The following is a 25,161-nucleotide window of genomic DNA, read 5'->3' on the forward strand; positions in this document are numbered from 1 at the left end:
GAACACTGTTAACCGTAAACGGTGTAAACTTTCGTCGTCAAGTGTTCACCCCGGTGATCCGGGCCATCTCGAGGAGTCCTGTGCCGCACCTCCGCGCACCCAGCCGCCGGGAACGTCAGCGTGAGGCGACCTACGACGAGATCGTCGAGGTCGCCGCCCGCCTGCTCGACGAGGGAGCGGACCTGTCGTTGCGGGCGGTCGCCGCGGGGATGGGGATGACCGCACCAGCGCTGTACAGGTACGTCGCGAGCTATCAGCAGCTCGTCGACCTCGTCGCCTTCGAGCTCGACAAGGCGGCGACTGCCGAATGGGCCGAGGCCGCCGCCCGGTTCCCGGAGGACGACCCGGCCGCACGCCTGGCCGTGGCCTGTGCGCGCTTCCGGCAGTGGGCGCTGGCGAAGCCGCGGGAGTTCGCCCTCGTGTTCGCCAACCCGGTCGCCGAGGCCGACACCGATCGCCGCGACCTGCTCACCCTGTCGACGTCGGGCCACTACTTCACCGACCTGCTGTGGCAGATCTGGGAGCTCTACCAGTTCCCGTACCCGGCCCTCGACGACCTCGACCCGGTCATCCGCGACGCCGTGCTCGACCCGCTGATCCCGGCCAAGGCCGACCACATCCCGCCCGAGGAACGTGGCCTGCTGTGGATCTACATGCGGGCGTGGTCGGCGCTGTACGGCGTCGTCACGCTCGAGTCGACCGGCCACTGCGACCCGCGGGTCATCGAGTCCGGGCAGCTCTTCCGCGCCACCCTGCTCGACTGGCTCGAGCCCCTCGGGCTGCGCCACGAGCGCGACCGGATCACCACGATCCTCGACGAGGAGCTCGCCCGCGCCTGACCGGGGAGTGACTCAGCTGAGCCGCTCGAGGACCATGGCCATGCCCTGGCCACCACCCACGCACATCGACTCGACACCGAACTGCTTGTCGTGCCACTGCAGCGAGTTGATCAGCGTCGCGGTGATCCGCGCTCCCGTCATGCCGAACGGGTGACCGACCGCGATCGCACCACCGTTGACGTTGAGCTTGTCGACGTCGATCCCGAGCTGCTGCGCCGATCCCAGCGACTGCACCGCGAACGCCTCGTTGATCTCGAACAGGTCGATGTCACCCAACGACATGCCGGCGTTCTTCAGCGCGGCGGGGATCGCCTCGACCGGGCCGAGGCCCATGATCTCGGGCGAGAGTCCGGTCACCGCGGTCGACACGATCCGCGCGAGCGGGGTCAGGCCCAGCTCCTTGGCACGGGTGTCGGACATGATCACCAGCGCCGCGGCGCCGTCGTTGAGCGGGCATGCATTGCCCGCCGTCACCGTCCCGTCGGGGCGGAACACCGGCTTGAGACCGGAGACCGCCTCCAGCGTCGTACCGGCACGGGGGCCGTCGTCCGCGGTGACGGTCGTGCCGTCGGGCAGGGTGACCGGGGTGATCTCGCGGGCCCAGAAGCCCTCACCGATCCGCTGCTCGGTGAGGTTCTGGCTGCGGACCGCGAACACGTCCTGCTCCTCGCGCGACATGCCGAGGACCTGCGCGACGTTCTCGGCGGTCTGGCCCATCGCGATGTAGAGGTCCGGCAGCTCACCGGAGGTGCGCGGGTCGACCCACGTCTCCGCGCCGCCCTGGGCCCGCTTGTCGGTCACCGCCTGCGCGTCGGCGAACGCGGGGTTCTGGCCCTCGGGGTTGTCCGACCAGCCGTTGAAGAACCGGCTCACGGTCTCCACGCCGGCGGAGATGAACGCGTCGCCCTCGCCGGCCTTGATCGCGTGGAACGCCATCCGGGTGGTCTGCAGCGACGACGAGCAGTAGCGGTTGACCGTCACGCCGGGCAGGCGGTCCATCCCGGACAGCACGGCGACCGCGCGGCCCAGGTTGTTGCCCGCCTCACCGGCCGGCTGGCCCACACCGAGGATCAGGTCGGTGATCTCGGCCGGGTCCAGGCCGGGCACCTTCGCCAGCGCGGCCTGCACCATCTGCACGGCCAGCTCGTCGGGACGCATGTCCTTCAGCGAGCCCTTGCCGGCACGGCCGATCGGCGAGCGGGCGGTCGAGACGATGACGGCTTCGGGCATGACGACTCCTCGGGTCAGGGGTGGTGCGGCCGGGCGAAAGCCTGATCGGCGCTCTCGAGCAAGCGTACGGCGGCGGCCGACAGTCTCGCCTCGGCCGACCAGATCGCGGTGAGCGGGCGCAGCAGGAAGACCCCGTCGAGCGGTACGGCGCGCAGCTCGCCGAGCTCGAGGTCGGCCTCGAGCGCCCGCTCCGACAGCGCGACCGGGCCCATCCCGGCGATGGCCGCGTGGGTGAGGCCGTTGTTGGACGCCATCACGAGACCCGGGACCAGGGTGTGGCCCTCACGCTCCAGTGCCTCCTCCAGGGTGACCCGGGTGCCGGAGCCCTCCTCGCGCACCAGGACGCCCCCGACGGCGAGCTCGGCCGCACCGACCGGCTCGGTCCGGTCGGCCCACGGGTGACCGGGTGCGACGGCGACCACGAGCCGGTCGGCGCCGACCTGCTGGTGGCGCAGCCCGTCGGGCACCGTCGGCACCTCGACGAACCCCAGCTCGGCCGCGCCGGTGCGGACCAGTCGCTCGACCTCGGTGGAGTTGGCGACGCTCAGCGAGACCTGCAGGTCGGGCGCTCCGGCGTGCAACCGCGCCAGCCAGGCCGGTGCGTAGTGCTCGGCGATGGTCATCGACACGGCCGCGCGGACGACCAGCTCGCCCTCGGCGCGCAGCGTGGCGACGGACCGGGTGAACCGCTCGGCGGCATCGAGCAGCTCACCGGCCCAGTCGACGACCAGCCTGCCGTGCGGGGTCAGCGTCGTGCCCTGCTTGGTGCGGCGCAGCAAGGTCACGCCGAGCCGGCGTTCGAGCGCGAGCATCCGCCGCGACACGCTCGGCTGCGAGAGCCGCAGCTCCTGCGCGGCCTGGCCGATGCTCCCGGTCCGCGCCACGAGGGCGAGCACCTCGAGGTCGTCGAGGTCCGGTCGTCGGGTGGTGCTCATGCGTTCTCCGTATGACGTGATGCCCAGCTGCTCACTACCGAAGCCTGCCCCACGCCACGAGGGTTGGGCACATGGCCACGAGAACCGCTCCGGTCCCTACGAGGACGAGCGCCCGGCGTACGCAGCGATCCGTGCTGCTGCCGGGCCTGGTCCTGACGGGCGGTGGGGTGGTCGTGGCGTACGCCGGCCACCACCTCCTGCCGTCGGTGGGCGTGCTGACCTGGGCTGTGCTCATCGGCGCGGTGGTCGCGAACCTCGACCTGATCCCGATCGCGACCCAGCCGGGTCTGCGGATCGCGGTCAGGAAGCTGCTCCGTGCCGGCGTCGTGCTGCTCGGGTTCTCGCTGTCGCTGACCGCGATCGGCGCCCTCGGCACTCCGGTGATCGCACTGGTCGTGACGACGCTGGTCAGCACGCTGGTCCTCACCTGGTGGCTCGGCCTGAGGATGAAGGTCGGGCCCGCCCGCAGCCTGCTCATCGCCACCGGCTTCTCGATCTGCGGCGCCTCGGCGATCGCCGGCATGGAGCGTACCGCCGACGGCGACGAGGACGACGTCGCGACCGCGATCACCATGGTGACGATCTGCGGCACCCTCGCGATGATCGCGATCCCCCTGCTGCAGGCGCCTCTCGGCCTCTCGGACCGCCAGCTCGGCATCTGGGCCGGCGCCAGCGTGCACGAGGTCGGCCAGGTCGTCGCCGCTGCCGGACCTGCCGGCGCGACCGCGGTCGCGCTGGCCGTCGTGGTCAAGCTGACCCGGGTCCTGCTGCTCGCTCCGGTCGTGGCCGTGGTGAGCGCGACCCGGCGTCGTACCCGGCCGGCCGACGCCGCCACGGGCGGCCGTCCCCCGATCGTGCCGCTGTTCGTGCTCGGCTTCCTGGCCTGCGTGCTGCTGCGCACCACCGGGATCGTGCCGGCCGGGGTGCTCGACGTGATCAGCACGCTGCAGACGATCACGCTCGCCGCCGCGCTGTTCGCGCTCGGCACCGGCGTCCACCTCGGCAAGCTGCTGCACAGCGGCGGCCGCACGCTCGCGCTGGGCATGGTGTCGACGCTGGTCGTCGCGTCGGTGTCGCTGGTCGGCGTGCTGGCGATCGCCTGACGTCTCGCGCGACCGGTTCCGGGTACCGCTCGGCCATGAACTCCTCGCTCGCTCCCACGGCGCTGACGACGCTCACCCAGAAGGCAGCCGCCGTCGACCCGGCCGTTGCGTACTGGACGACGGCCATGGACTCGGTCCGCGAGGAGGAGCGCCGGCGCAGGGGCGTGGTCCTGCCGGTCGCCCTGCACGTCACCGCTGCGCTCGGCGCGGCCGTCGCCGGCTACCTCGGCGGCCACGTGGTGGGGGCCCGGAGCCTCGGCCGGGCCCACCACCACGGGCGGTGACCTGCAGGGTCACTTCACGCGGAGCAGCCCCACGTTGAAGTCCTGCTGGGTCGGGGAGAAGGGGATGTCCGCCACCCGGCCGTCGGAGATCACGTTGATCGACGGGTACGCGACGTAGAGCAGCGCGTGGTCGGCGAGGACCTGGTTCTGCACCTTGGTGAACGACTCGCACGCCTTGTCCGGGTCGGTCTCCTTCAGGCCCTCCTCGAGCCACTGGTCGACCTGGGGGTTGGCGTCCCAGGTGAAGTTGGTGAAGCCGGCGTTCTTCGAGCCGTACTCGCGGGCCAGCTGCGGACCGGCCTCCGGGTACGACGAGAAGTCCCACGCGAGGGCGATGTCGGGCATCGTCGACTGCTTGGAGACCCGCTGGGCGTACTGCGGGAAGGTGACGGCCTGGAGCTCGCCCGTGAGCCCGATCTGCTTGAGCGAGTCCTGCAGGAGAGTGCCGGCGACGTTGAACTCGTCGACGGTGGGCTGGCCTGTGGCTCTTCGACGAGCCGCGGGTCTCCGACGAGGACATGGCCACGGCGGCCGCCGCGGTCGACCTCCTGGTTCCGCTACTCGGGTCCGACGACCACGTCATACGCGACCGGGTCGAGGACCTCCAGCGCCTGCTGTCCCGGGCCACCCAGGCGTCGTCGTCCATCGAGGCGGTCCAGGAGGCCGTCCAGCTCGGCTACCTCGACGGGCGGGCCGGCCTCCACGTGCACGTCATGGCGCTGCAGCAGCCCAAGCGCCGCACCCGGATCACCGCCACCGACGGCAAGGGCCTGCAGTTCGAGCTGGCCCGCCGCCAGCTCGGCCTGGCCTTCCTCACCCACGTCGAGGACAACGTCCTGGTCACCGTGTCCAACCACGTCTCGGCCCGCGACAGTCGTGACTTCGAGGCCACCCTGGTCCGCGCCGGCGAGGCGGTCGGCCTCGAGCTCGCCTCAGGCGGCTCCGCCACCACTGCCGCCCCACGGACCTCGAGGACGCCCTCGGCCACGCGCGTTTCGCCGCCGAGCTCTCCGTGCTCCAGCCGGGGAGGGCGAGCACGATGGCGTGGGAGGACCTCGGCTCCTGGCGCCTCCTCCACGGCCGCAGCCCCTCGCCCCAGACCGTCGTCGAGCTGAGCCCCGAGGCCGAGACCCTGCTCTCCGAGGGCACGCCCCAGCACTAGCAGACCGCGCTCGCCTACCTCGACTCCGGACGCCGCGTCCCCGTCGCCTGCGACCAGCTGACCATCCACCGCGCCACGCTCTAATACCGACTCGACCGGGTCCGCGAGCTGATCGGCGCCGACGCGCTCGACGACGGCTGGCGCTCGACCTCGCTGCACCTCGCGTTGAAGCTGCACGCGTTGCTGGTGCAGTCGCGCTGAGTCCTCAGGCGTTCGACAAATGCGTCGACCACCTACATCCCGTTGACGTACTCCGAGATCGCGCGCTCCATGTCGAGGCGCATCCCGGCGTGAGACCACGCCGCCGACCGCTCCACCTCAACACGCCAGAAGTTGAACACGGCGTCGATACGACGTCGCTGCGCCTCGTCTCGCGCCACGGCCCGTCCCCTTCGCAAGTAGTGGAGCGCGGTGATGTAGGGGTGCTCGGTCACCCGGTCGGCGGTTTGCACGCGGGCGGCGTCGACCGTGTCCAGTCCTTCGAAGAACGCGTCCTCGTCAAGGGTGCCGGTGACGACAGCTCCCCGCAGCAACACTGTAGCCAACGTGTTCAGGCTCAAGCCGTCCTCGTGCCTACGAACAGCCTCGCGCGCCCACGCTTCCGCACGGGACCACCGCGGAGCCTCTGATTCCAGCTCCGCCAGAGCCCGTTGCTCCCAGAATCTGGAGTTCCACTGGAAGTCGGCTTCGAGGTCGTCGTAGAACTCGGCGGCCGTCTCCGAGCCGAAGGCCTCAACGATCCTGCGGGCATCCATGAGCCGCGCCACAAATGTCACCTCGCGCGTGCGCAGGGTGATCGCCATGGGCTGCACATAGGGACCCAGCGCGCGAGCCAACGCCGTCGTGGCGGCACGCCGGTCTTCAACGGAGAGTGTGCGCTTCGCCGCCTCTGCAGCGAGACCCATGTGCCGGACCGAGACCCTCGCGGCAGTCACCTGCGCAAGACGGGAGAGGCGCTCGGAGGAAAGCACCTCGTTCAGCGTCCGGAAGTCAGCGTCCACCGCACGCGCAAGGACCCCCATCGGGATCTCATGCCGAACCTCGCTCGCCGTTAGGAGCAGCCTGAGGACCTGAATCTCAACCGGGTCGGTGACGTCCGCGTACGCCTCCTCATAGCGCGCAGCGAATGACCTCCCGCGAGTGATCGCTGCCAACCCGTCCACCAGCGACGACCGATGCCTCCGCTGAAGGTACTTCACCTGCTCAGCACGCGGCATCCCGGCCAGTACGTTGAGCCGCTTCTTCGAGTCGAGCTTGGCGAGCAGTCGGCCAACCTCATCGCCTTCGAGGTCGTCGACGACGTGCGCCGCGATCAGCGAATCCCCGAGCCGGAGCTTGAGCTGGGGGAGTCGAGCTGTCCGCACGCTCGTCACCAAGGTGATCGCCACGCCCGAACGGGCACAAAGTGCCTCCAACTCGGAGACAGCGTCGACGAACTCGACCAACCGCTCGACGCGGAGAACCTTTCTCATCCCGACCTTCGCCATCCAGTGGATGGCCTTCGCGTTGAGAGTGACGTCTCCGTTGTGTTCAAGGATCCCGACTCCAGCATTTTCGACCTCATGCAGGTACGACATCTCTGCAGTGGTGGTGCCACTGAGCTCACCGTGGAACGCCAAGACGTTGAGGCCCTTGGGGCGGAAGGGCTCGCTCGGACTCAGGCGTTCGACCAAGGTCCTCTCGAAGGGAAGATTGTCGCGCAGGTCTTGCCATGTGGGCTCGTCGCCGTCATAGATGTCATGCCACCGATCAGCGCGGTAGGTTGGCGAGCGAAACTCCCTGTAGAAAGCCATCGCCAGCGGATTTATTCCGCCCGTGGACTCGATCGCTTGGTCCTCACCGATCCGCGCGAGAGCAGCCTCGGTATCGTCGGCGACCGAGCGAAAGAACTCCTCTGCCTTCATCCGCACCGCAATGATGCCTGATTGCTTGAAACGAAACTCCTCGTATTCGGTGAATGACGGCTTAACGACGAGACGGGGACGCTCGCTGTCGACTCTGCTCAAGAGTGGTGCGGCAAGGTCGAGTTCATCGTCCAACGATGCACCGACTGCTACTACGGGCACGCCCGACGACCATTCATCCCAGAAGATCTTGTGAGCTGCCCCGCCTTCCTTCGCCGCCGCGAGGTACTCGAGTGACCCAAACACCAGGTCCCGGCTAAGCGAGTCACCGTGGAGATGAACCATCGAGACGCGGTCCATGGGGTTGCGCGTTGCATTCCACGGGTCGCGCCAGGACAGAGAAGAAAGTTGCTGCTTGGCGCGCGACTTGTACCTGTCCTGGAATGCTCGCGTCGCCACGTCGTCGATGTTGAGGTTCCATATCATCCGCCACGGAACTGCCACGAGGTCGGCGTACCAATCGGGAACAGTACAGTGAGTGAACCTCGGGCAGATGAAGTCCTTGGGTGCCGTGCCTCCACTATTCTGGGCGATCGTGGCAGCCAGGTCGTAGACGAGTCGCAAGTTCCCGGCGCCGTCGTCCGGAATGTCGTACTCCGCAAGCAACTCGTCGCGAAGGCCGTTTCCCGTCGGCAGCTCATGTCCAGCCGCATTGGTCGAGCCCATGCTCGCGCCTGCACCCAGGACGAGCGAGTACTGAGCTAGCAGCAGACCTTCCATAACACTCTGCCACTGGTCGTCATCGAGTTCTGAGGGCTTGGTCACGACATTCCTCCGCCTCTGCTTGGCGCTGCAACTGGACCGGCAGAGTAGCCCGGCCGCCGGTCGACGTCGGTGGAAATCGGTACCACGCTCGCTGTCGGTTCGCCCGGGACGACGCGCGCGTGACAATACGCCTTCTTCGCAGCACCTCAGAGGTCCAGCAAGACCAGCTCGCGGGTGATCTCCTTCGCCCGCGCCTCCGCGGCCGCCGTGCCGGCGGCCACGATGTCGCGCATCCCGCGCTCCTCGAACGCCGCGATCGCCCGCTCTGTGCTGCCGTTCGGGCTGCTGACCGCGCGCCGCAGCGCGGCCGGATCGGCGTCCGGGTCGTCGAGCAGCCGGCCCGCCCCGGCGACGGTGTGGGCAGCGAGGGTGCGGGCCAGGTCGGCGGGCAGGCCGAGCCGCCCCCCCGCCCCGGCCATCGCCTCGGCCAGGTAGAACACGTACGCCGGCCCCGACCCGCTCACCGCCCCCACGGCGTCGATCTGGTCCTCGTCGACCTCGACCACGAGCCCGACGGTGGCGAAGACGTCCTTGACCGCCTGCAGGTGGGGCGGTGTGGCGTGGGCGCCGGCGACGAGCGCCGTGACGCCGTACCCCACCCGGGCGGGGGTGTTCGGCATCGACCGGACCACCGGCTGTCCGCCGGGCAGGACCGCCTCGATGCTCGCCAGCGGTACGGCGCCCGCCACGCTCACCACCACCGTGTCCGGCGCCAGCACCGGCGCGATCTCGACCGCCACCTCCCGGACCAGCCCCGGCTTCACCCCGAGCACGACGAGCCCGGCCCCGGTCGCTGCACGGACGTTGGCGTCGGCGTCCTCGGTGGCGGTCGCGGTGACGCCGTAGGTGTCGGCGAGCCAGGCCGCGCGGGCCGTCGTACGGACGGTCGCGCGGACCTGGCCCGCCGGGAAGCCGCTCCTCAGGAGCCCGGCCATGATGGCCTCGCTCATCGAGCCGCAGCCGAGGAACGCGATCGTCGTGCTCATGCCGCGATCATGCCAAGGCGCGCTCCACCGTCAGCGAGCGGCGGCTACCGTGCCCGCGTGGAGGCCGGGACGGCGGCCACTCCACGGCATGGCCTCCTCGAGCTGCGCGGCGACCCGGATGAGCAGCGCCTCCGAGTTCGAGTCCCCGGCCAGCTGGACGCCGATCGGCAGGCCCTGCGAGGACTGGCCGAGCGGCAGGCTGATCGCAGGTGCGCCGTTCTGGTTGAAGGGCGAGGTGAACGAGCAGGCGTCGAAGATTCGCGTGGTCCACTCCGCGGCCGTGAGGTCGGCGTTCGCGTCGAGCTGCCCGAGGGGAAGCGCAGGGGTGTTCATCGTGGGCGTCAGCAGCAGGTCGTGGTCGCCGAAGAACCGGCCGATGCTGCGGGACAGCGCGTTGGCCCGGTCGAGGGCCGTGCAGACGTCGAGCCCGGTGAGCGTCCGGCCGTGCTGGACGCACGCCCAGGACGTGCGCTCGAGGTTGTCCGGACCCGCCGTGCGCCCGGTCATGGCCTCGATCCCGGCGACGGCGTGTGCGAGGAAGGCCGTCCAGAGCACGAGGTTGGTCTCGAGCAGCACCTCCCAGTCGATCACCGGGGTCGCCCGGTCGACGTGGTGCCCCGCCGCCTCGAGGGTCGCCGCGACCTCCTCGACCACCTGCGCGACCTCGGGGTCGACCCAGCTGCCGGCCCACGACTCCGTGTGGACGGCGATCCGCAGCCGGCCCGGGTTCGCGCCGACCTCCTCGGCCCACGGCCGCTCCGGCGGCGCGACCACGAACGGGTCGCCCGGGCAGGCCCCGGCCACGGCGTCGAGAAGTGCGGCGGTGTCACGCACGGTGCGGGTCACGGCCAGCTCGCAGCCCATCCCGAACAGCGCGTCGCCCGAGTCCGGTCCGACGGAGACCCTGCCGCGTCCGGGCTTGAGGCCGACCAGGCCGTTGCAGGCGGCGGGGATCCGGATCGAGCCACCGCCGTCGTTCGCGTGCGCCACCGGCACCGCACCGGCGGCGACCAGTGCCGCCGAGCCGCCGCTGGACCCGCCGGCACTGTGCGCCGTGTTCCAAGGGTTCCGGGTGGGGCCGTAGGCGAGCGCCTCGGAGCTGCCGTTGAAGCCCAGCTCCGGCGTGGTGGTGACCGCCAGCGTCGCGAGGCCGGCGGCGCGGAAGCGCTCCATCAAGAAGGTGTCCGCCGGCGGCGCGATGCCATCGCCGAGAAGCCGGGTGCCCATCCGGGTCGGCACTCCCCGGGCGTGGATGACGAGGTCCTTGATCGCGAACGGGACACCGCCGAGCACGCCGTCGGCGGCGTGGTCGAGGGGCTTCTCGAACGGGCCGACGCAGACGGCGTTCAGCTCGGAGACGGCGTTGATGGCCTCGGCGGCCAGCGTCGCCACCTCCTCCGCGGTGACGTCGCCGGCAGCGATGACAGCGGCCAGGGCGGTGGCGTCGAGGTCGGCGTACTCATCGATTCTCATCGGGCATTCCTTCGGTCACGGGAGGTGGTCGGCACGTCGAGGCGACCCTTCTCCCGACCCTAGGAACTCGTGACGTGGCGCACATCGGCGCAAAAGCCGATACGCCCGCGGCGGGGGGCCTCCCTTGACACCGACCGGGCCGGCGCCGAAAACTTCGTACCCGAACGAGAGGTTGTCCATGACCGCTGACCTGCAGTGGTGGCCCCGGCTCGCCGCCGACGTCCGCGCGGCCGGTCGCGGCGATCTCGCCGTCCAGGAACCACTCCTCGAGATGCGCGACCGACTCGGCTTCGACTGCGCGGCGCTCGTCGCCCACCACCGGCCGGTGGTCAACCTCAGCTATCCCAGCGAGGCCTTCGACTACCTCGCGTCGACCTACAGCCGGACCTGCCCGGTCCACCAGCACATCGTCCGGCGTGGTGTGCCGATGCGCTTCGTCGACGTGCCGTTCGACCTGCACGAGACGCGCACCTACCAGGACGTCATCGCGCCCAACCGCTTCCGCGAGGGCGTGACTCTGCCCCTGCCGGACGGCGGCTTCGTCGCCCTGAGCTCGACGCACGCCCGGCCGCTGGACGAGCGTTCCCTGATGGCGCTGGCGATGCTGGCGTACGACCTCGCCGCGCTGGCCGACCCCGGCGCCGACGACCGACGCGCGGACCTGGTGCTGGCGGTGGCGCGCGACCAGGTGGAGGTCCGCGCCGGCAGTCTCGACGAATCGCCGCTGAGCCCCGGCGACCTCCGCCTCACCGCGCGCCTGAGCGCGACGCGCCCCCAGGGTCTGCGCTTCGCGCACCGCGCCGTCGACGGCACGTGGTGGTGGGTCCACGGCGTACGCCGTCCGCGGGTCGCTGTCGTCCGGTTGGGCCGCGCCTCCGTGTTCGGCGACCTGACCAGCCGCGAGCTCGACGTCGTCGGCCTGGTCGCGCGGGGCTGGTCGAACGAGCAGGTCTCCCGAGCGCTGGGCATCGCGGTGCGCACGGTGCGCAGCCACGTCGAGTCCGCGATGGGCAAGCTCGGCTGCGCCAACCGCACCGCCCTGGCCCGCTCGGCCGTCGAGAACGACCTCGACTCGATCGACGCGCTGCGGGTGGCCTCGGCGTTCCCGCTGGCCGGGAGGTCCCCTGACGGATCCGGTCCGCGCTCCTAGCGTCGCCGGAGCCGCAAGGGCGTCCGCGAGGAGAGGAAACGGAAATGGACTGGGCCGAGGAGTACGACGTACTGGTAGCCGGATCAGGCGCCGGCGGGGTGATCGGCGCCTACACCGCCGCTCGCGAGGGACTGAGCGTCCTGCTGGTCGAGGCCAGTGACAAGTTCGGCGGCACCACCGCCTACTCCGGTGGGGGCGGGGCCTGGTTCCCCGTGAACCCGGTGCTGCAACGGGCGGGCACCGACGACACCGTCGAGGACGCGCTGACCTACTACCGCGCTGTCGTCGGCGACCGGACGCCCCCGGAGCTGCAGGAGACCTACATCCGCGGCGGCGCCGGCCTCATCGAGTACCTCGAGCAGGACGATCACTTCTCGTTCGAGCCGTTCCCGTGGCCGGACTACTTCGGCAAGGCGCCCAAGGCCCGCAACGACGGCCAGCGCCACATCATCCCGACCCCGCTGCCGGTCAGCGCGGCTCCCGAGCTGCGCACCCTGGTCCGCGGCCCGCTCGACAACGACCGCTACGGCACGCCGCAGCCCGAGGACCTGTTCATCGGCGGCCGCGCCCTGGTGGCCCGCGCCCTGACGGCGCTCGCGAGGTACGACCACGCCGCCACCGTGCGGGAGACCGCGCTGGTCGAGCTCGTCGTCGAGGACGGCGCCGTGGTCGGCGCGATCGTCGAGCACGACGGCGAGCGCCGCGCGATCCGCGCCCGCCGCGGCGTCGTCATGGCGGCCGGCGGCTTCGAGTCCAACGACGAGCTGCGCCAGAAGTACGGGGTGCCCGGCGTCGCCCGCGACACCATGGGCCCGCCCACCAACACCGGCCTCGCGCACCAGGCGGGCATCGCCGTGGGCGCGGCCACCGACCTGATGGGCGAGGCGTGGTGGTCCCCCGGCCTGACCCACCCCGACGGCCGCTCCGCGTTCGCGCTGTGGTTCACCGGCGGCATCTTCGTGGACCAGTCAGGCCGGCGGTTCGTCAACGAGTCCGCCCCCTACGACCGCCTCGGCCGCGACGTGATCGCCCGCCTCGACGCCGGCGAGATGACGCTCCCGTTCTGGATGGTCTACGACGACCGCGACGGCGTCGTACCGCCGGTGAAGGCGTCCAACGTCTCCATCACCGACCCCGAGAAGTACGTCGAGGCGGGGCTGTGGCACACGGCGGACACCCTCGAGGAGCTCGCCGAGAAGATCGGCGTTCCGGCCGATGCGCTGGTCGCGACCGTCGCGCGCTTCAACGAGCTCGCAGCGTCGGGCGTCGACGAGGACTTCGACCGCGGCGGCGAGGCCTACGACCGCTTCTTCTTCGGCGGCGGCTCCCCGCTGGTGCCCGTCGAGCAGGGCCCCTTCCACGCCGCGGCGTTCGGCATCTCCGACCTCGGCACCAAGGGCGGTCTGCGGACCGACACCACCGCCCGGGTCCTCGACGCCGACGACCGACCGATCCCTGGCCTGTACGCCGCCGGCAACACGATGGCGGCCCCGAGCGGCACGGTCTATCCCGGTGGCGGCAACCCGATCGGCGCGAGCATGCTGTTCAGCCACCTCGCGGTCCGGGACCTGGCCGCCGCGGGGGCCGCCGAGTAGACCGAGCAGGGCACCGAGAGCGCAGCCGGACGGGAACTCCGTCCGGCTGCTCCTCATCTTGCGGACACTGATGCCGCTTTCGGTCCGACCACGGACGTCGATCCGTCGGCCGGGTTTCCCGCGCTCGGGCATCCGTCAACTGACGGATGCCCGAGCCCACGGGGTCCCCCAGATCGGGCACCTGACCCGATACCGGCTGTGACCGGGCGCACATAGTTTCGGGTCATCTCGGTCAGACCGAACCCTGGAGGACCCATGACAAGCGCCATCCGTGCGATGTCGTCACGGACCAAGATGACGATCTTCTGGCTGCTCTTCGGCAGCAGCATCCTGCTCGCCGTGTTCCCGCCGCTGTACCTGGCGGGCAGTGGCGTCGACACCCCCATCCTCGGCGTGCCGTTCAGCGTCGCCTACTGGATCTTCGACGCCCTCCTCGCCACGGGCGCGGTGTGGCTGCTCTGGATCTTCGAGAACATCCGCGGCGAGGTGGGCGAGGAGCCCGAGGAGGTGGCTGCCTGATGTCCACGATGACCGGTTCGATGGCCGTCACGCTCGGCATGCTGACGGCGTTCTTCGCCCTCATCGTCTTCGTGCTCTACGCGACCAACCGCAGTGCCAAGTCGTTCTCCGACTACGCCGTGGGCGGGCGCTCCTTCAGCAGCTGGTACATCGCGATGTCCTACACCAACTCCTGGTGGCCGGGCGCGACGTACACCGCGTTCTTCGGCCTCAGCGTCGGCGCCGGCGTGCTCGGGTTCTATGCCCTCGCCTACTCTCTCCTCGGCGTCACGGCGATGTACCTGATGGCCGAGCGGGCCTGGCTGTGGGGCAAGCGCTACGACCTGAAGACCCAGCCCGACATGCTCGGCCTGCGCTTCCAGTCGCAGGCGGTGCGCGTGATCGCCAGCGCGATCGGCGTCGTGTGCCTGTTCCCGTGGATCGTCCTCGGCATGCAGGCGATGGGCCTGATCTTCCGCTTCGCCAGCTTCGGCCAGTGGTCGGTGACCACCTGCCTGGTCGTCGGTGTCGGGGTGATCGCGGTCCGGCAGATCTGGACCGTCCAGATGGGCATGCGCGGCCTGGTCATCACGGATCTGGTTCAGGGCATCGTGGCCTACGGTCTCGCCGCCCTGGTCTGTCTCGGCATCCTGTTCGGTCCTGCGGACTCGGCCGGCTTCGGCGCCATCGGCGACCTCCCGAAGGCGTTGCTGCACGTGCCTGGCGACGGCGGGACCTACGGCCCCTGGTACCTCTTCTCGCTCATCGTCACCGGCGTGATCGGATCGCTGTGCTGGCCGACCAGCTACCAGCGCATCTACACCGCCAAGGGCGTGCGCAGCGTCAAGAAGGGCACGCTGCAGACGATGCTCGTGGCCGGCGGCTTCTACCTGATGCTCACCCTGGTCGCGCTCGCCGCCGCGTCGATGACCGACATCGCCGCCGCCCCGCAGGACGGTTGGTTCACGCTGCTCTACGACCGTGGTGGTCAGTGGCTTCTCGGCATGGCGCTCGTCATCGTCCTGGCCGCGAGCATGGGCTGGATCGACGGCTGCGTCCAGGTCTGCGGCGCGCAGATCGCCAACGACATAGTGCACGTCATCTCCCCACGCACCGACTTCCAGCTGAAGGTCGTCGCGAAGGGCTCGATGGTCGTCTACATGCTCGCCTCGGCGATCGTCGCCTACATCGCGTTCGACTACCCACGGCTCCAGCTGTTGGCCCAGATGTCCTACCAGGGCATCGTGCAGCTCGCGGTGCCGATGTTCCTCGGCATGTTCTGGAAGCGCGGCACCAAGGTCGCAGCGCTCGCCTCGATGTGCACCGGCTTCGTGGTCGCAGCCGTGCTCACCTGGAAGTACCCCGACGACATGCCCGGGCTCGGCAGCCTCACCAGCGGCGTCCTCGCCCTCGCGATCAACCTCGTCGTGTACGTCGTGCTCGCCTACCTGCTCCCGCACGCCGAGCAGGAGCGTCGCCGGATCGACGAGCTCTTCGAGGCCGGGAAGTCGCGGCCCGAGCCGTCCCTGTCCGCCACCCACTGATCCCGACCCACCCGAACGGAGCTGTGCCATGACATCCCAGGAGACCCACGACCGCGTGCTGGCGGCGGTGGACGCCCTCAAGGACGACCTCGTCTCCACCCTGTCCGAGGTCATCTCGATCCCGAGCGTGAACCCGAAGTACCCCGGCCAGGTGTACGACGAGGTGGTCGGCCTCGAGGGCCGCGTGTCCCGCCTGGTCGGCGAGATCTACGAGGACGCCGGTGCCGACGTCGAGTACTGGGCGGTGGAGAAGGGCCGCGACAACGCGGTCGGCACCCTGAAGGGAACCGGCGGCGGACGGTCCCTGATCTTCAACGGCCACGTGGACGTCGTACCGCCCGGCAACCCGGACCGCTGGACGTCCGGCGACCCCTTCTCCGGCAAGGTCGACGGCGACCGGGTCTGGGGCCGCGGCGCCAGCGACATGAAGGCCGGCCTGGTGGCGCAGGCGTTCGCCGTCAAGGCTCTGCAGCGGGCCGGCGTCACCCTCGGCGGCGACCTGATCGTCGAGGCGGTCGTCGGCGAGGAGGTGATGGACCACGAGTGCGGCGTGACGTCGACGATCGAGCGTGGCTACCGCGCCGACGCTGCCGTCGTCGCGGAGCCGAGCGGCCCGACCAACCTCGGCGTCATCCCGGTGACGCCCGGCCTGCTCTGGTTCTCGGTGACGGTGCAGGGCAAGGCGACGCACTCCTCGATGCGCGGCCAGACGATCCGCGCCGGCGGCGGTGGCAGCGCCGTCGGGGTCAACGCGATCGACAAGGGGATGCTCGTCTTCCAGGCGATGCAGCGCCTCGAGGAGGAGTGGGCTTTCACGAAGACCCACCCGCTCTTCGCTCCCGGTCACTTCACCATCCACCCGGGCGTCGTCCAGGGCGGTCCGCACGGCGTCCTGGTGCCGTTCATCCTGTCCGAGTACATGACCATCGAGTACTGCATCTGGTACCCGCCCCAGGACGACCCGGAGACCGTGAAGGCAGAGGTCGAGGCCCAGATCCGCGCGATCGCGCAGACCGACGGCTGGCTGCGCGAGCACCCGCCGGTCGTGGACTGGAAGCTGAACTGGCCGGCCAACGATCCCGGCGAGGCAGCGACCGCGATCACCGGTGCCGTGGCGGCCGCGCACGAGCGCGTCTCCGGCATGACGGCCTACCAGGGACCGCCGCCGGTCGCCGGGTTCTGTGCGGTCGAGGACTGCTCGTTCCTCACGGCCGCCGGGATCCCGGCGATCAGCTACGGCCCGGGCGACCTGCGCGTCGCGCATGCCGACGACGAGTACTGCCTCATCGACGAGGTCCACCTCGCGGCCCGGACCTACGCCTCGCTCGCCCTCGACTGGTGCGGCGCCGAGTGACCACCCTCTCCACCGAAAGGACCCGATCATGATCGACCTCACCGACAAGGTGGCCGTCGTCACCGGAGCCTCCTCCGGCATCGGCCGCGCCATCGCCACCACCCTCGCCAAGGTCGGCGCGCACGTCGTCGTCGCCGACCTGACCGAGGACGCCCGCGAGGGCGGCGATCCCACGGCCGCCGTCATCGTCGCGGCCGGCGGCTCCGCCGAGTTCGTCAAGCTCGACGTCACCGCCAGCGCGCATGTCGCCTCGGTCTTCGCCGATCTCGACCAGCGCCTCGGCGGCCTCGACATCCTCGTCAACAACGCCGGGGTCCTGCGCGAGGGCAGCGTGCACGAGACCGACGACGAGACCTGGCGGACCCAGTTCCTCGTCAACGTCGACGGCACCTTCCACTGCACCCGCGAGATGGTTCGTGGGCTGCTGGCGCGCAAGAGCCCCGGCAAGATCGTCAACATCAGCTCGATCAGCGGCTTCCGGGGCAATCCCGGCTTCGCCGCGTACTGCGCCACCAAGGGCGCGATCGTCAACTTCACCCGCCAGGTCGCGCTCGACTATGCCGCGCACGGCATCAACGTCAACGCCGTCGCGCCCGGCTTCGTCACCACGCACATGACGGCGCTCTACGACCAGGTGACGCACGATGCGCTCGCCGCGCAGACGCCGCGCGGACGCTGGGCGAGCCCGCAGGACGTCGCCAACGCCGTGCTGTTCCTGGCGAGCCCGCTCGCGGACCACGTGGTCGGCGACAACCTGCTGGTCGACGGCGGCTGGACGATCGGCACGCCGGTCGAGCTCGGCGCCTGACCTCACGAACCGGGCGACAGGAGCCTCAGGTGCGCACGAGCAAGGGGGTGGTGGGCGGCAGCGGCACGATCTCCTCCGCCACCGCCTTGCTCGCCGCGGCGACCCGCGTCGCGCAGCCGAGCTTGGCGAGGATGTGCTCCACGTGGGTCGCGACGGTGCGCGGGCTGAGCGACAGCGCGAGCCCGATGTCGGGGTTGCCGAGGCCCGTCGCGACGAGGGTGAGGACCTGCACCTCCCTCGGCGAGAGCCGGTACGGCGCCGCGGCCTCGCGCAGCGTCACCAGGACGCCCGCGGCCAACCGGGTCCTCCGCACCTCGTGGCAACGACCGGTCGGGGAGACCCACGCGAATCCGTGCACGGCCCCCTCGGCGCTGGCCAGCAGCTCGGCCGCCAGGGGCGAGTCGTCGGCCAGCCACTTGTCCCGGCGCAGGCCGGGCAGGGTGACCAGGCGCCGGTCGGCGGTCATCAGCGCCGCCTCGCCGGCCTCCTCGAGCAGGTCGGTCCAGGTGTGTCCCACCGGCGGGCGCATGGCGTCCATGACCGGCGCGATCACCCGCTGCAGCGCGATCAGCGTCTCGACGGCCGAGTCGCTGATCGGCAGTGGCGAGTCGGAGCTCAGGTGAAGTGCCCCGGTGTAGCGCCCGTCGCGCGTGAAAAGACAGGTCGTCGACCCCTCGGCGAAGCCACCGGGGATGAACACCTCGTGGGCGCTGAACATGTTGCGGTAGTTGGGGATGTCGCACCACCGCAGCGGTCGCGGGTTGCGGAACCGCATCGTGAGGAAGGCCGGGTCCTCGTTGACGAAGCCGTCGTTGAGGTAGCTGAGCACCGGGTCGCTGTAACCGACCTCGGCGACCGTGAAGTGCCGGCCTTCGACCGGGTCGAAGGTGGACAGGGCCGCAGCTTCGAGCGGGATGGCCTCCCCGATCCGCTGGAGGACGGCGGCCGCCCGGTCGGCGGCGGGCGTGGGCTCGACGCAGATGGCAGCCACGTCGGCCACCAGGTCGAGCGGCGAAGGACGACTGCTCATCGGGACCCCCAGCTGGCGTTCCCTGAAGCGTACGCCCTCCGCCGCTCCCCCGGCACGACGCAGGCGGACGTCTCAGTCCGCACGTTCCTGGGTGTCTTCGAGGACGACGCGGCCGATCGTGTCGTACCGCTCGGGCGCGAACTTCTTGGCCCACAGGGCGAAGCCGAGGCCGGAGAGTCCGACCAGACCGACGAGCCAGGGCGAGAGCTTGAAGATGACGTCGCTGGCCGCGGCACCTGCCGCGAAGCCGGCGTTCTCCATCAACAGCCAGATGACGTAGACCATGCCGATGCCGCCGATGAGCGGAGCGAGGAAGGTCCGGAACAGGTTGGCCGTCTCGGGGTGCTTGCCCTGCACGTGGAAGTAGGCGATGCAGGAGAAGGCGGCCAGTGCCTGGACGATGAGGATCGCCGTGGTCCCGAGGATGGCCATGAGCGCGTAGAGCTGGCCGTAGGGGTCGCGGTCGGTCACGTAGAACCCCACGACGATCAGCGTGGCGACAGTGGTCTGCGCGAAGCCGGCGATGTACGGCGAGCCGTGGACCGGGTGGGCAGCGCCGAGCGTCCTGCCGAAGCCGGGAACGAGGTCCTCGCGGCCGATCGCGTAGATGTAGCGCGACGCGCAGTTGTGGAAGGCCATGCCGCAGGCGAACGAGCCGCTCATCAGCAGGAACTCGAAGACGACGACCGCCCAGTGGCCGAGGTGCTGCTCGACGGGACCGAAGAAGATCTGGCCGGCGGTCGCGCTGTCCTGGGCGAGGGCGACGGCGTTGTCCGGGCCGGTGCCGACGATCGCGGACCACGACACGATGACGTAGAAGATGCCGATGCCGAGCACCGAGAGCATGGTCGCGAGCGGGATGATCCTCTTCGGGTTGCGCGACTCCTCGCCGTACATGGCGGTGGACTCGAAGCCGACCCACGACCAGAACGCGAAGAACAGGCCGATGCCCGCGGTCCCGGCGACCGCGAGCGTGGCGCCGGTGTCCGGGTGGAGGACGGAGCCGTCGAGGCCGGAGAAGGCGTTGACCGGGTTGAGCGAGCCCAGGGACCACCCCTGGGGGCCACCGCCGGAGACGACGATCGAGATCGTCATTGCGGCGAGCATGACGATCTCGGTCACGAGGAAGCCGCCGAGCACGACGGCCGTGAGGTTGATGTCGTAGTAGGTCAGCACCGCGTTCACGCCGAGCATCAGCAGCGCGTAGCAGACCCACGAGATGTCGAGCGAGGTGTGTGTCGAGAAGAAGCTCGCGGCGAAGAACGAGAAGATGCCGACGAGCGAGGCCTCGAAGACGACATAGGCCAGCGTGGTCAACGCCCCGGCGCCCATGCCCACCACCCGGCCCAGGCCGTGCGAGATGAAGCCGTAGAAGGCTCCGGTCGACACGATGTGCTTGGCCATCGCGGAGTAGCCGAGGGCGAAGAGCCCCAGGACGATCGTGGCGACGAGGTAGCCGGCGGGCGCGTTCGCGCCGCTGCCGAAGCCGATCGCGATCGGGACGTTGCCGACCATCGCGGTGATCGGCGCAGCGGTGGCCACCGCCATGAACATGACCCCGAACAGGCCGACGGCGTTCGGCTTCAGCCGCTGGACCCCCGTCTCGGCCTCGGACGCGGTACGCGTCTCCTCTGCAGACATGCGGACTCTCTCTCCCGTGCCTCGCAGCACGTCCCGTTGTGTCCTGGCTCACACCAGACCTCGGCATGCTGGCACTACCGAACAGACCAAATCAAGGTTTTAGGTCAGACAATTTTGCTTCGTTCTAGACCATTGACTTTTTCGGTCTGACCAAACAGGCTTCTCGGCACAAGGCTTCCGGTGACCACGGACGTGGCCACCGACACCAAGGGATGGCGATGCACGACTACGACGCGTTCAGCTTCGACTCGAAGGCAGAGATGCTCGAGAAGTCGGCGCACTACTGGAACCCGGACAAGACGAGGTTCTGGTCCGACAGCGGGATCGACCTGGTGATCGACCGCCGCGAGGGCTACCTGCTCTGGGACATGGACGGCCGGCGACTGATCGACGTCCACCTCAACGGTGGCACCTACAACCTCGGCCACCGCAACCCCGAGGTGGTCGCCGCGGTGAAGCGCGCGATGGACCGGTTCGACATCGGCAACCACCACTTCCCGTCGCTGGGACGGACCGCGCTCGCCGAGGCACTGGTCGAGTCGGCCCCAGCGAACCTGACCAAGGTCGCCTACGCGTCCGGCGGCGGCGAGGCGATCGACATCGCCCTCAAGAGCGCCCGTCACGCCATGCAGAAGCGCAAGATCGTCTCGATCGTGAAGGCCTACCACGGCCACACCGGTCTGGCGGTCGCCACGGGCGACGACCGCTTCTCCAAGCTTTTCCTCGCCGACCGGCCCGAGGAGTTCCCCCAGGTCCCGTTCAACGACCTCGAGGCCATGGAGCAGGCGCTCAAGGGCCGCGACGTCGCCGCGGTGATCATGGAGACGATCCCGGCGACGTACGGCTTCCCGCTCCCCCAGCCCGGCTACCTCGAAGCGGTCAAGAAGCTCTGCGAGAAGTACGACGCGCTCTACATCGCCGACGAGGTGCAGACCGGCCTGATGCGCACCGGTGAGCTCTGGGGCATCACCAAGCACGGCATCGAGCCCGACATCCTGGTCAGCGGCAAGGGCCTGTCCGGCGGCATCTACCCCATCGCCGCCGTACTCCTCAGCGAGCGGGCCGGCGCGTGGCTGCGCGAGGACGGATTCGGCCACATCTCCACCTTCGGAGGCGCCGAGCTCGGCTGTGTCGCCGCGCTGAAGACGCTGGAGATCAGCCGCCGACCCGAGGTCCGCTCGATGGTCCACTACATCGCGGACCTCGTCGGCACCGGCCTGCGCCAGGTGCAGGCCCAGTATCCCGACTGGTTCGTCGGGATCCGTCAGAACGGCGTCGTGCTCGGGCTCGAGTTCGCGCACCCCGAGGGCGCGAAGTACGTCATGCGCGAGCTCTACGCGCTGGGCGTGTGGGCGATCTTCTCCACCCTCGACCCGCGGGTCCTGCAGTACAAGCCCGGGATCCTGATGACGCCCGACCTCGTCGAGGAGCTCCTCGACCGCACCGCGCTGGCGATCGGCCGCGCGGCCGCCGACCCCGCAGTCTCCCGCCGGAGGGCAAGCTGATGGCCGACCAGCCGACCGGACCCGTGAGCGCACCCGCGCAGACCGGGCACATGCTCGAACGCGCCCGCTGGGCCGCGCGCGCGTTCGCGTCGTACTCGCAGGGCGACGTCGACCGGATCGTGCGCGCCGTGGCGGACGTGGCGCACGCGAACGCCCAGAAGTACGCCGAGTGGGCCGTCAAGGAGACCGGCTTCGGCGTCGTCGAGCACAAGGTCCGCAAGAACCAGGCCTGCTCGCGCGGCCTGCTCGACACCTATGCCGGCCAGGACTTCGTCACTCCCCGGGTCCGCGTCGACGACAAGATCGTCGAGGTGCCGCGGCCGGCCGGCGTCGTGCTGGCGCTCACGCCGTCGACGAACCCCGTCGCGACAGTGTTCTTCAAGGTGATCCTCGCGCTGATGACGCGCAACGCTGTCGTGGTCAGCCCGCACCCGATGGCGAAGGAGTGCTGCCACGACGCGGCACAGCTCCTCGCGCGGGCAGCGGTCGAGGCCGGTGCGCCGGACGGGATCGTCCAGAGCGTCGCGGAGCCGACGATCCCTCTCGTCGAGTCGCTCATGGGCGACCAGCGCACCAACGTCATCCTCGCGACCGGCGGGACCGGCGTGGTCCGCGCCGCCTACGGCTCCGGCAACCCCGCCATCGGGGTCGGTCCGGGCAACGTCCCCGTCCTGGTGGACGCCTCGGCCGACGTCCGCGCCGCCGCCCAGCGCCTGGTCGAGAGCAAGGCCTTCGACAACTCGGTGCTCTGCACCAACGAGTCGGTGCTCGTGGTCGAGCAGGCCGTCGCGGACAGACTGGTCCGCGAGATGGAGCGGGCCGGGGCGGCAGTGCTCGGCCCCGACGACGCCCAGCGGCTGCGCGACTACATGTTCCCCTACGGCCGGCTCAACGTGGACGTCGTCGGCAAGGACGCGTCGTGGATCGCGCAGCAGGCCGGGATCCGGGTCGGGCCGCGCACGAAGGTCCTCGTCGCGCCGTTCGAGGTGGCCGTGCCGGAGGAGCCGCTCACCCACGAGAAGCTGTCGCCGGTGCTCGGGATGATCCGGGTGCCCGACGCGGTCACCGGCATCGCCACCGCCCGTGCGATCGTGCGGATCGCCGGCGCCGGCCACAGTGCGGCGATCCACTCCTCCGACCCCGCCACGGTGATGCGGTACGCCGCCGAGGTGCCCGTGCTGCGCGTGTCGGTCAACGTCGGCAACAGCACGGGCAGCAGTGGGCTCGACACGAACCTCGCGCCGACCATGACGATCGGCACCGGCTTCGTCGGTCGCAGCGCCCTCGGCGAGAACCTCCAGCCGAAGCACCTCGTGAACTGGACCCGGATCGCCTACAACAGCGACCCCGCCGAGGCGATGCCGGCGTACGGCGGCCTGAGCCCCTGGCGTGACCACCACGATCCGGTGCCGGCGTACCCGCTGGCGTCGAACGACGACCGGGGTCTCGACGGGCTCGACCAGCGGGGGGCCCACGTCGACGCGCTGGTCGACCGGATCGGCGCCCGCACCGGCGGTGCCACGTCGGGCGACGACGCGGCCTTCCGCGAGCAGGTACGGCGCCTCGTCGTCGAAGAACTCTCCCACCTCATCAAGGGCTGACCCATGGCTGAACTGCGTTCCTTCATCTTCATCGACCGGCTGCAGCCGCAGACGCTGTGCTACCTCGGCACCTGGATCAAGGGCACCCTGCCCCGCGCCCACATGGCCGCGCAGATCATCGAGGTCGCACCCGGCATCGACATCGAACCGATCACCGACGTCGCCCTCAAGCACGCCGAGGTCGCCGCGGGCGTGCTCGTCGTCGAGCGGCAGTTCGGCTACCTGGAGTTCCACGGCGAGACCGGGTCCGTGAAGGCGGCCGCCGAGGGGGTGCTCGACGCGCTCGGCGCCGAGGCCTCGAGCGCCGTGCGCCCGCAGATCCTGGCCAGCAAGATCATCAGCTCGATCGACCACCAGCACGCGTTCCTCATCAACCGCAACAAGATCGGGTCGATGGTGCTGCCGGGCGAGTCGATGTACGTGCTCGAGGTGCAGCCCGCGTCGTACGCGATCGTGGCGACCAACGAGGCGGAGAAGGCGGCCGACATCAAGGTCGTCGACTACCGCATGATCGGAGCCACCGGCCGCGTCTACCTGTCCGGCAAGGAGGCCGACGTGCGGCAGGCCGCGGAGGCCGCCGAGGAAGCGCTCCGGGGCCTGACGTGAGCACCTCCCTCGACCTGCGGGCGGTGATCGCGGACCAGGTCCGCGAGGTCGTCCGCGAGGTCGTCGCCGAGCTGGTCGGCTCGGCGGCGCCTGCACCCCCGGCCCCCGCGGCGCCGGCCCCTCCCGCCGTCGCCGCGGCGCCCGTCGGCGTGCCGGGGTCCGAGCACGTCACTCCGCCGCCGCTGCGCGAGCGCGTGGAGGCCGTACGGATCGCGGACGACGCCGACCTCGACGGGTTCGCCCGGCGCCTGCTCGCGCTGTTCGAGAACCCGAAGAACCGCCAGGACCTGCGCGCCGGACGGCTGCGCTTCCGACTCGAGGGCGGCTCTACGGCCGCCGTTGCGGCGGACCGGCCGGTCCAGCGGGTCGACACCGGCGCGGTGACCGAGCGGCAGGTCAAGGCGGCCGCCGAGACGGGCCGCCGGCTGGTCCTCGGCCGTCGTGCCGTGCTGACTCCCCTGGCGCGCGAGAGGGCTCGCGCGCTGGGGGTTCCCATCGAGAAGGAGCGCTGATGCTGAGAGCAGTCGTGACCGGCAATGTCTGGTCCACCAAGAGGATCGACGGCCTGCCCAACGGCGCGTTCCTGGAGGTCGAGGTCGAGGGTGGCGGCAGCCGCCTGGTCGCCTTCGACGTCCTGGGCAGCGGCGTCGGCGAGACCGTCCTGGTCGCCCAGGGCTCGGTCGCCGCGGCCTGGTTCCCCGGCACGCCGCCGCCCGTCGACGCGCTCGTGATCGGCTCGATCGACAACCAGCCCACCGGCTGACCCCTGATGTCGGGCGCCGCTCGGCCCCGCCAACCACCTCGCACCACCCACCGCACAACCAAGGAGCACCACATGTCCAGCACCGCCATCGGCATGATCGAGACCAAGGGCTTCGTTGCCGCGCTCGCCGCCGCGGACGCCATGGTCAAGGCCGCCAACGTCACCATCACCGACCGCCAGGAGGTGGGCGACGGGCTCGTCGCCGTGGTCATCGCCGGCGAGGTCGGCGCGGTCAAGGCGGCCACCGAGGCCGGCGCGGAGACGGCCTCGCAGGTCGGCGAGCTCGTCAGCGTCCACGTCATCCCGCGCCCGCACGCCGAGCTCGGCAACCACTTCGACGTCAGCGCGAAGTAGTCCCTACGTCCCGACGCCCCACCAGCCAGCT

At 70.4% G+C, this 25,161-nt stretch carries 24 protein-coding genes; 16 read left to right on the forward strand and 8 right to left on the reverse strand.

Annotated elements, in window-relative coordinates; genetic code table 11:
* Window positions 1–80: 80 nt before the first annotated feature.
* The gene (locus tag FBY23_RS26875; RefSeq protein ID WP_141800702.1) at window positions 81–839 is read left to right on the forward strand and encodes a TetR/AcrR family transcriptional regulator; all 759 of its coding nucleotides are present in this window, start codon (window positions 81–83) and stop codon (window positions 837–839) included.
* 12 nt (window positions 840–851) lie between these two features.
* Here the strand turns inward: FBY23_RS26875 and FBY23_RS25520 are convergent, their stop codons facing one another.
* Together FBY23_RS25520 and FBY23_RS25525 are read right to left on the reverse strand one after the other, a co-directional pair.
* The gene (locus tag FBY23_RS25520) at window positions 852–2,069 is read right to left on the reverse strand and encodes an acetyl-CoA C-acetyltransferase (RefSeq protein ID WP_141800703.1); all 1,218 of its coding nucleotides are present in this window, start codon (window positions 2,067–2,069) and stop codon (window positions 852–854) included.
* A 14-nt stretch (window positions 2,070–2,083) separates the two neighbouring features.
* On the reverse strand, window positions 2,084–3,004 hold the full coding sequence (locus FBY23_RS25525; protein WP_141800704.1) for a LysR family transcriptional regulator: 921 nt from the start codon (window positions 3,002–3,004) through the stop codon (window positions 2,084–2,086).
* Window positions 3,005–3,135: 131 nt separating this feature from the next.
* Here FBY23_RS25525 and FBY23_RS25530 point away from each other — a divergent pair, with 131 nt between their 5' ends.
* Both FBY23_RS25530 and FBY23_RS25535 read left to right on the forward strand, forming a co-directional pair.
* The gene (locus FBY23_RS25530) at window positions 3,136–4,107 is read left to right on the forward strand and encodes a YeiH family protein (protein ID WP_222117935.1); all 972 of its coding nucleotides are present in this window, start codon (window positions 3,136–3,138) and stop codon (window positions 4,105–4,107) included.
* Between the two features lie 35 nt (window positions 4,108–4,142).
* Window positions 4,143–4,391, forward strand: a complete 249-nt coding sequence (locus tag FBY23_RS25535) for a hypothetical protein (RefSeq protein WP_141800706.1) — start codon at window positions 4,143–4,145, stop codon at window positions 4,389–4,391.
* A gap of 9 nt (window positions 4,392–4,400) precedes the next feature.
* Here FBY23_RS25535 and FBY23_RS25540 read toward each other — a convergent pair whose 3' ends face one another.
* The gene (locus FBY23_RS25540) at window positions 4,401–4,736 is read right to left on the reverse strand and encodes a hypothetical protein (RefSeq protein ID WP_141800707.1); all 336 of its coding nucleotides are present in this window, start codon (window positions 4,734–4,736) and stop codon (window positions 4,401–4,403) included.
* A gap of 173 nt (window positions 4,737–4,909) precedes the next feature.
* On the opposite strand from FBY23_RS25540, the gene FBY23_RS25545 reads away from it, so the two are divergent.
* Window positions 4,910–5,506 carry a hypothetical protein gene (locus tag FBY23_RS25545; RefSeq protein ID WP_141800708.1) on the forward strand — a complete coding sequence of 199 codons (597 nt, stop codon included), beginning with the start codon at window positions 4,910–4,912 and terminating at the stop codon, window positions 5,504–5,506.
* A gap of 280 nt (window positions 5,507–5,786) precedes the next feature.
* Here the strand turns inward: FBY23_RS25545 and FBY23_RS25550 are convergent, their stop codons facing one another.
* The 3 genes from FBY23_RS25550 to FBY23_RS25560 all read right to left on the reverse strand — a co-directional run bounded on the left by FBY23_RS25550 (window position 5,787) and on the right by FBY23_RS25560 (window position 10,681).
* Window positions 5,787–8,222, reverse strand: coding sequence for a hypothetical protein (locus tag FBY23_RS25550; RefSeq protein ID WP_141800709.1), 2,436 nt, complete (start codon window positions 8,220–8,222; stop codon window positions 5,787–5,789).
* Between the two features lie 146 nt (window positions 8,223–8,368).
* Window positions 8,369–9,208 carry a pyrroline-5-carboxylate reductase gene (gene proC / locus FBY23_RS25555; protein WP_141800710.1) on the reverse strand — a complete coding sequence of 280 codons (840 nt, stop codon included), beginning with the start codon at window positions 9,206–9,208 and terminating at the stop codon, window positions 8,369–8,371.
* A 30-nt stretch (window positions 9,209–9,238) separates the two neighbouring features.
* Entirely contained in the window at window positions 9,239–10,681 is a 1,443-nt protein-coding gene (locus FBY23_RS25560; protein ID WP_141800711.1) for an amidase, read from the reverse strand.
* Window positions 10,682–10,859: 178 nt separating this feature from the next.
* Between FBY23_RS25560 and FBY23_RS26110 the strand changes: the two genes are divergently transcribed.
* The 6 genes from FBY23_RS26110 to FBY23_RS25590 all read left to right on the forward strand — a co-directional run bounded on the left by FBY23_RS26110 (window position 10,860) and on the right by FBY23_RS25590 (window position 17,630).
* Entirely contained in the window at window positions 10,860–11,831 is a 972-nt protein-coding gene (locus FBY23_RS26110; RefSeq protein ID WP_160158377.1) for a LuxR family transcriptional regulator, read from the forward strand.
* A 44-nt stretch (window positions 11,832–11,875) separates the two neighbouring features.
* Complete coding sequence (locus FBY23_RS25570; protein ID WP_141800712.1) at window positions 11,876–13,426, forward strand: FAD-binding protein; 1,551 nt, start codon at window positions 11,876–11,878, stop codon at window positions 13,424–13,426.
* A gap of 255 nt (window positions 13,427–13,681) precedes the next feature.
* Complete coding sequence (locus tag FBY23_RS25575) at window positions 13,682–13,945, forward strand: hypothetical protein (protein ID WP_141800713.1); 264 nt, start codon at window positions 13,682–13,684, stop codon at window positions 13,943–13,945.
* Window positions 13,945–15,468 carry a sodium:solute symporter gene (locus FBY23_RS25580; RefSeq protein WP_222117936.1) on the forward strand — a complete coding sequence of 508 codons (1,524 nt, stop codon included), beginning with the start codon at window positions 13,945–13,947 and terminating at the stop codon, window positions 15,466–15,468. The genes FBY23_RS25575 and FBY23_RS25580 overlap by 1 nt, the downstream gene beginning before the upstream one ends.
* A 28-nt stretch (window positions 15,469–15,496) precedes the next feature.
* Entirely contained in the window at window positions 15,497–16,822 is a 1,326-nt protein-coding gene (locus FBY23_RS25585; RefSeq protein ID WP_141800714.1) for an ArgE/DapE family deacylase, read from the forward strand.
* 28 nt (window positions 16,823–16,850) lie between these two features.
* Complete coding sequence (locus FBY23_RS25590; protein ID WP_141800715.1) at window positions 16,851–17,630, forward strand: SDR family NAD(P)-dependent oxidoreductase; 780 nt, start codon at window positions 16,851–16,853, stop codon at window positions 17,628–17,630.
* A 25-nt stretch (window positions 17,631–17,655) separates the two neighbouring features.
* Here FBY23_RS25590 and FBY23_RS25595 read toward each other — a convergent pair whose 3' ends face one another.
* Both FBY23_RS25595 and FBY23_RS25600 read right to left on the reverse strand, forming a co-directional pair.
* The gene (locus tag FBY23_RS25595; protein ID WP_141800716.1) at window positions 17,656–18,660 is read right to left on the reverse strand and encodes a response regulator transcription factor; all 1,005 of its coding nucleotides are present in this window, start codon (window positions 18,658–18,660) and stop codon (window positions 17,656–17,658) included.
* A 72-nt stretch (window positions 18,661–18,732) separates the two neighbouring features.
* Complete coding sequence (locus FBY23_RS25600; protein ID WP_141800717.1) at window positions 18,733–20,301, reverse strand: APC family permease; 1,569 nt, start codon at window positions 20,299–20,301, stop codon at window positions 18,733–18,735.
* Between the two features lie 218 nt (window positions 20,302–20,519).
* Here FBY23_RS25600 and FBY23_RS25605 point away from each other — a divergent pair, with 218 nt between their 5' ends.
* The 6 genes from FBY23_RS25605 (at window position 20,520) to FBY23_RS25630 (ending at window position 25,130) form a co-directional block, all read left to right on the forward strand.
* Window positions 20,520–21,806, forward strand: coding sequence for an aspartate aminotransferase family protein (locus tag FBY23_RS25605; RefSeq protein WP_141800718.1), 1,287 nt, complete (start codon window positions 20,520–20,522; stop codon window positions 21,804–21,806).
* Window positions 21,806–23,407: an aldehyde dehydrogenase family protein gene (locus FBY23_RS25610; protein WP_141800719.1), complete on the forward strand. Its 1,602-nt coding sequence runs from the start codon at window positions 21,806–21,808 to the stop codon at window positions 23,405–23,407. Before FBY23_RS25605 ends, FBY23_RS25610 begins: the two co-directional genes overlap by 1 nt.
* A gap of 3 nt (window positions 23,408–23,410) precedes the next feature.
* Complete coding sequence (locus FBY23_RS25615; protein ID WP_141800720.1) at window positions 23,411–24,013, forward strand: BMC domain-containing protein; 603 nt, start codon at window positions 23,411–23,413, stop codon at window positions 24,011–24,013.
* Window positions 24,010–24,525, forward strand: a complete 516-nt coding sequence (locus FBY23_RS25620) for a hypothetical protein (protein WP_141800721.1) — start codon at window positions 24,010–24,012, stop codon at window positions 24,523–24,525. The genes FBY23_RS25615 and FBY23_RS25620 overlap by 4 nt, the downstream gene beginning before the upstream one ends.
* Complete coding sequence (locus FBY23_RS25625; protein WP_141800722.1) at window positions 24,525–24,776, forward strand: EutN/CcmL family microcompartment protein; 252 nt, start codon at window positions 24,525–24,527, stop codon at window positions 24,774–24,776. Before FBY23_RS25620 ends, FBY23_RS25625 begins: the two co-directional genes overlap by 1 nt.
* 72 nt (window positions 24,777–24,848) lie before the next feature.
* A complete protein-coding gene (locus FBY23_RS25630; RefSeq protein WP_141800723.1) occupies window positions 24,849–25,130 on the forward strand; it encodes a BMC domain-containing protein in 282 nt (93 codons plus the stop codon).
* Window positions 25,131–25,161: the final 31 nt, after the last annotated feature.

Origin of the sequence: Nocardioides sp. SLBN-35 (genome assembly GCF_006715725.1) — a bacterium.
Lineage (GTDB): Bacteria > Actinomycetota > Actinomycetes > Propionibacteriales > Nocardioidaceae > Nocardioides.

Excerpts from the sequence above, each read along its gene's own strand:
- FBY23_RS25520 (WP_141800703.1), bottom strand. The coding sequence starts at position 2,069 with ATGCCCGAAGCCGTCATCGTCTCGACCGCCCGCTCGCCGATCGGCCGT.
- FBY23_RS25525 (WP_141800704.1), bottom strand. The coding sequence starts at position 3,004 with ATGAGCACCACCCGACGACCGGACCTCGACGACCTCGAGGTGCTCGCC.
- FBY23_RS25535 (WP_141800706.1), top strand. The coding sequence starts at position 4,143 with ATGAACTCCTCGCTCGCTCCCACGGCGCTGACGACGCTCACCCAGAAG.
- FBY23_RS25540 (WP_141800707.1), bottom strand. The coding sequence starts at position 4,736 with ATGCCCGACATCGCCCTCGCGTGGGACTTCTCGTCGTACCCGGAGGCC.
- FBY23_RS25545 (WP_141800708.1), top strand. The coding sequence starts at position 4,910 with ATGGCCACGGCGGCCGCCGCGGTCGACCTCCTGGTTCCGCTACTCGGG.
- proC (WP_141800710.1), bottom strand. The coding sequence starts at position 9,208 with ATGAGCACGACGATCGCGTTCCTCGGCTGCGGCTCGATGAGCGAGGCC.
- FBY23_RS25560 (WP_141800711.1), bottom strand. The coding sequence starts at position 10,681 with ATGAGAATCGATGAGTACGCCGACCTCGACGCCACCGCCCTGGCCGCT.
- FBY23_RS26110 (WP_160158377.1), top strand. The coding sequence starts at position 10,860 with ATGACCGCTGACCTGCAGTGGTGGCCCCGGCTCGCCGCCGACGTCCGC.
- FBY23_RS25570 (WP_141800712.1), top strand. The coding sequence starts at position 11,876 with ATGGACTGGGCCGAGGAGTACGACGTACTGGTAGCCGGATCAGGCGCC.
- FBY23_RS25575 (WP_141800713.1), top strand. The coding sequence starts at position 13,682 with ATGACAAGCGCCATCCGTGCGATGTCGTCACGGACCAAGATGACGATC.
- FBY23_RS25580 (WP_222117936.1), top strand. The coding sequence starts at position 13,945 with ATGTCCACGATGACCGGTTCGATGGCCGTCACGCTCGGCATGCTGACG.
- FBY23_RS25585 (WP_141800714.1), top strand. The coding sequence starts at position 15,497 with ATGACATCCCAGGAGACCCACGACCGCGTGCTGGCGGCGGTGGACGCC.
- FBY23_RS25590 (WP_141800715.1), top strand. The coding sequence starts at position 16,851 with ATGATCGACCTCACCGACAAGGTGGCCGTCGTCACCGGAGCCTCCTCC.
- FBY23_RS25595 (WP_141800716.1), bottom strand. The coding sequence starts at position 18,660 with ATGAGCAGTCGTCCTTCGCCGCTCGACCTGGTGGCCGACGTGGCTGCC.
- FBY23_RS25600 (WP_141800717.1), bottom strand. The coding sequence starts at position 20,301 with ATGTCTGCAGAGGAGACGCGTACCGCGTCCGAGGCCGAGACGGGGGTC.
- FBY23_RS25605 (WP_141800718.1), top strand. The coding sequence starts at position 20,520 with ATGCACGACTACGACGCGTTCAGCTTCGACTCGAAGGCAGAGATGCTC.
- FBY23_RS25610 (WP_141800719.1), top strand. The coding sequence starts at position 21,806 with ATGGCCGACCAGCCGACCGGACCCGTGAGCGCACCCGCGCAGACCGGG.
- FBY23_RS25615 (WP_141800720.1), top strand. The coding sequence starts at position 23,411 with ATGGCTGAACTGCGTTCCTTCATCTTCATCGACCGGCTGCAGCCGCAG.
- FBY23_RS25625 (WP_141800722.1), top strand. The coding sequence starts at position 24,525 with ATGCTGAGAGCAGTCGTGACCGGCAATGTCTGGTCCACCAAGAGGATC.
- FBY23_RS25630 (WP_141800723.1), top strand. The coding sequence starts at position 24,849 with ATGTCCAGCACCGCCATCGGCATGATCGAGACCAAGGGCTTCGTTGCC.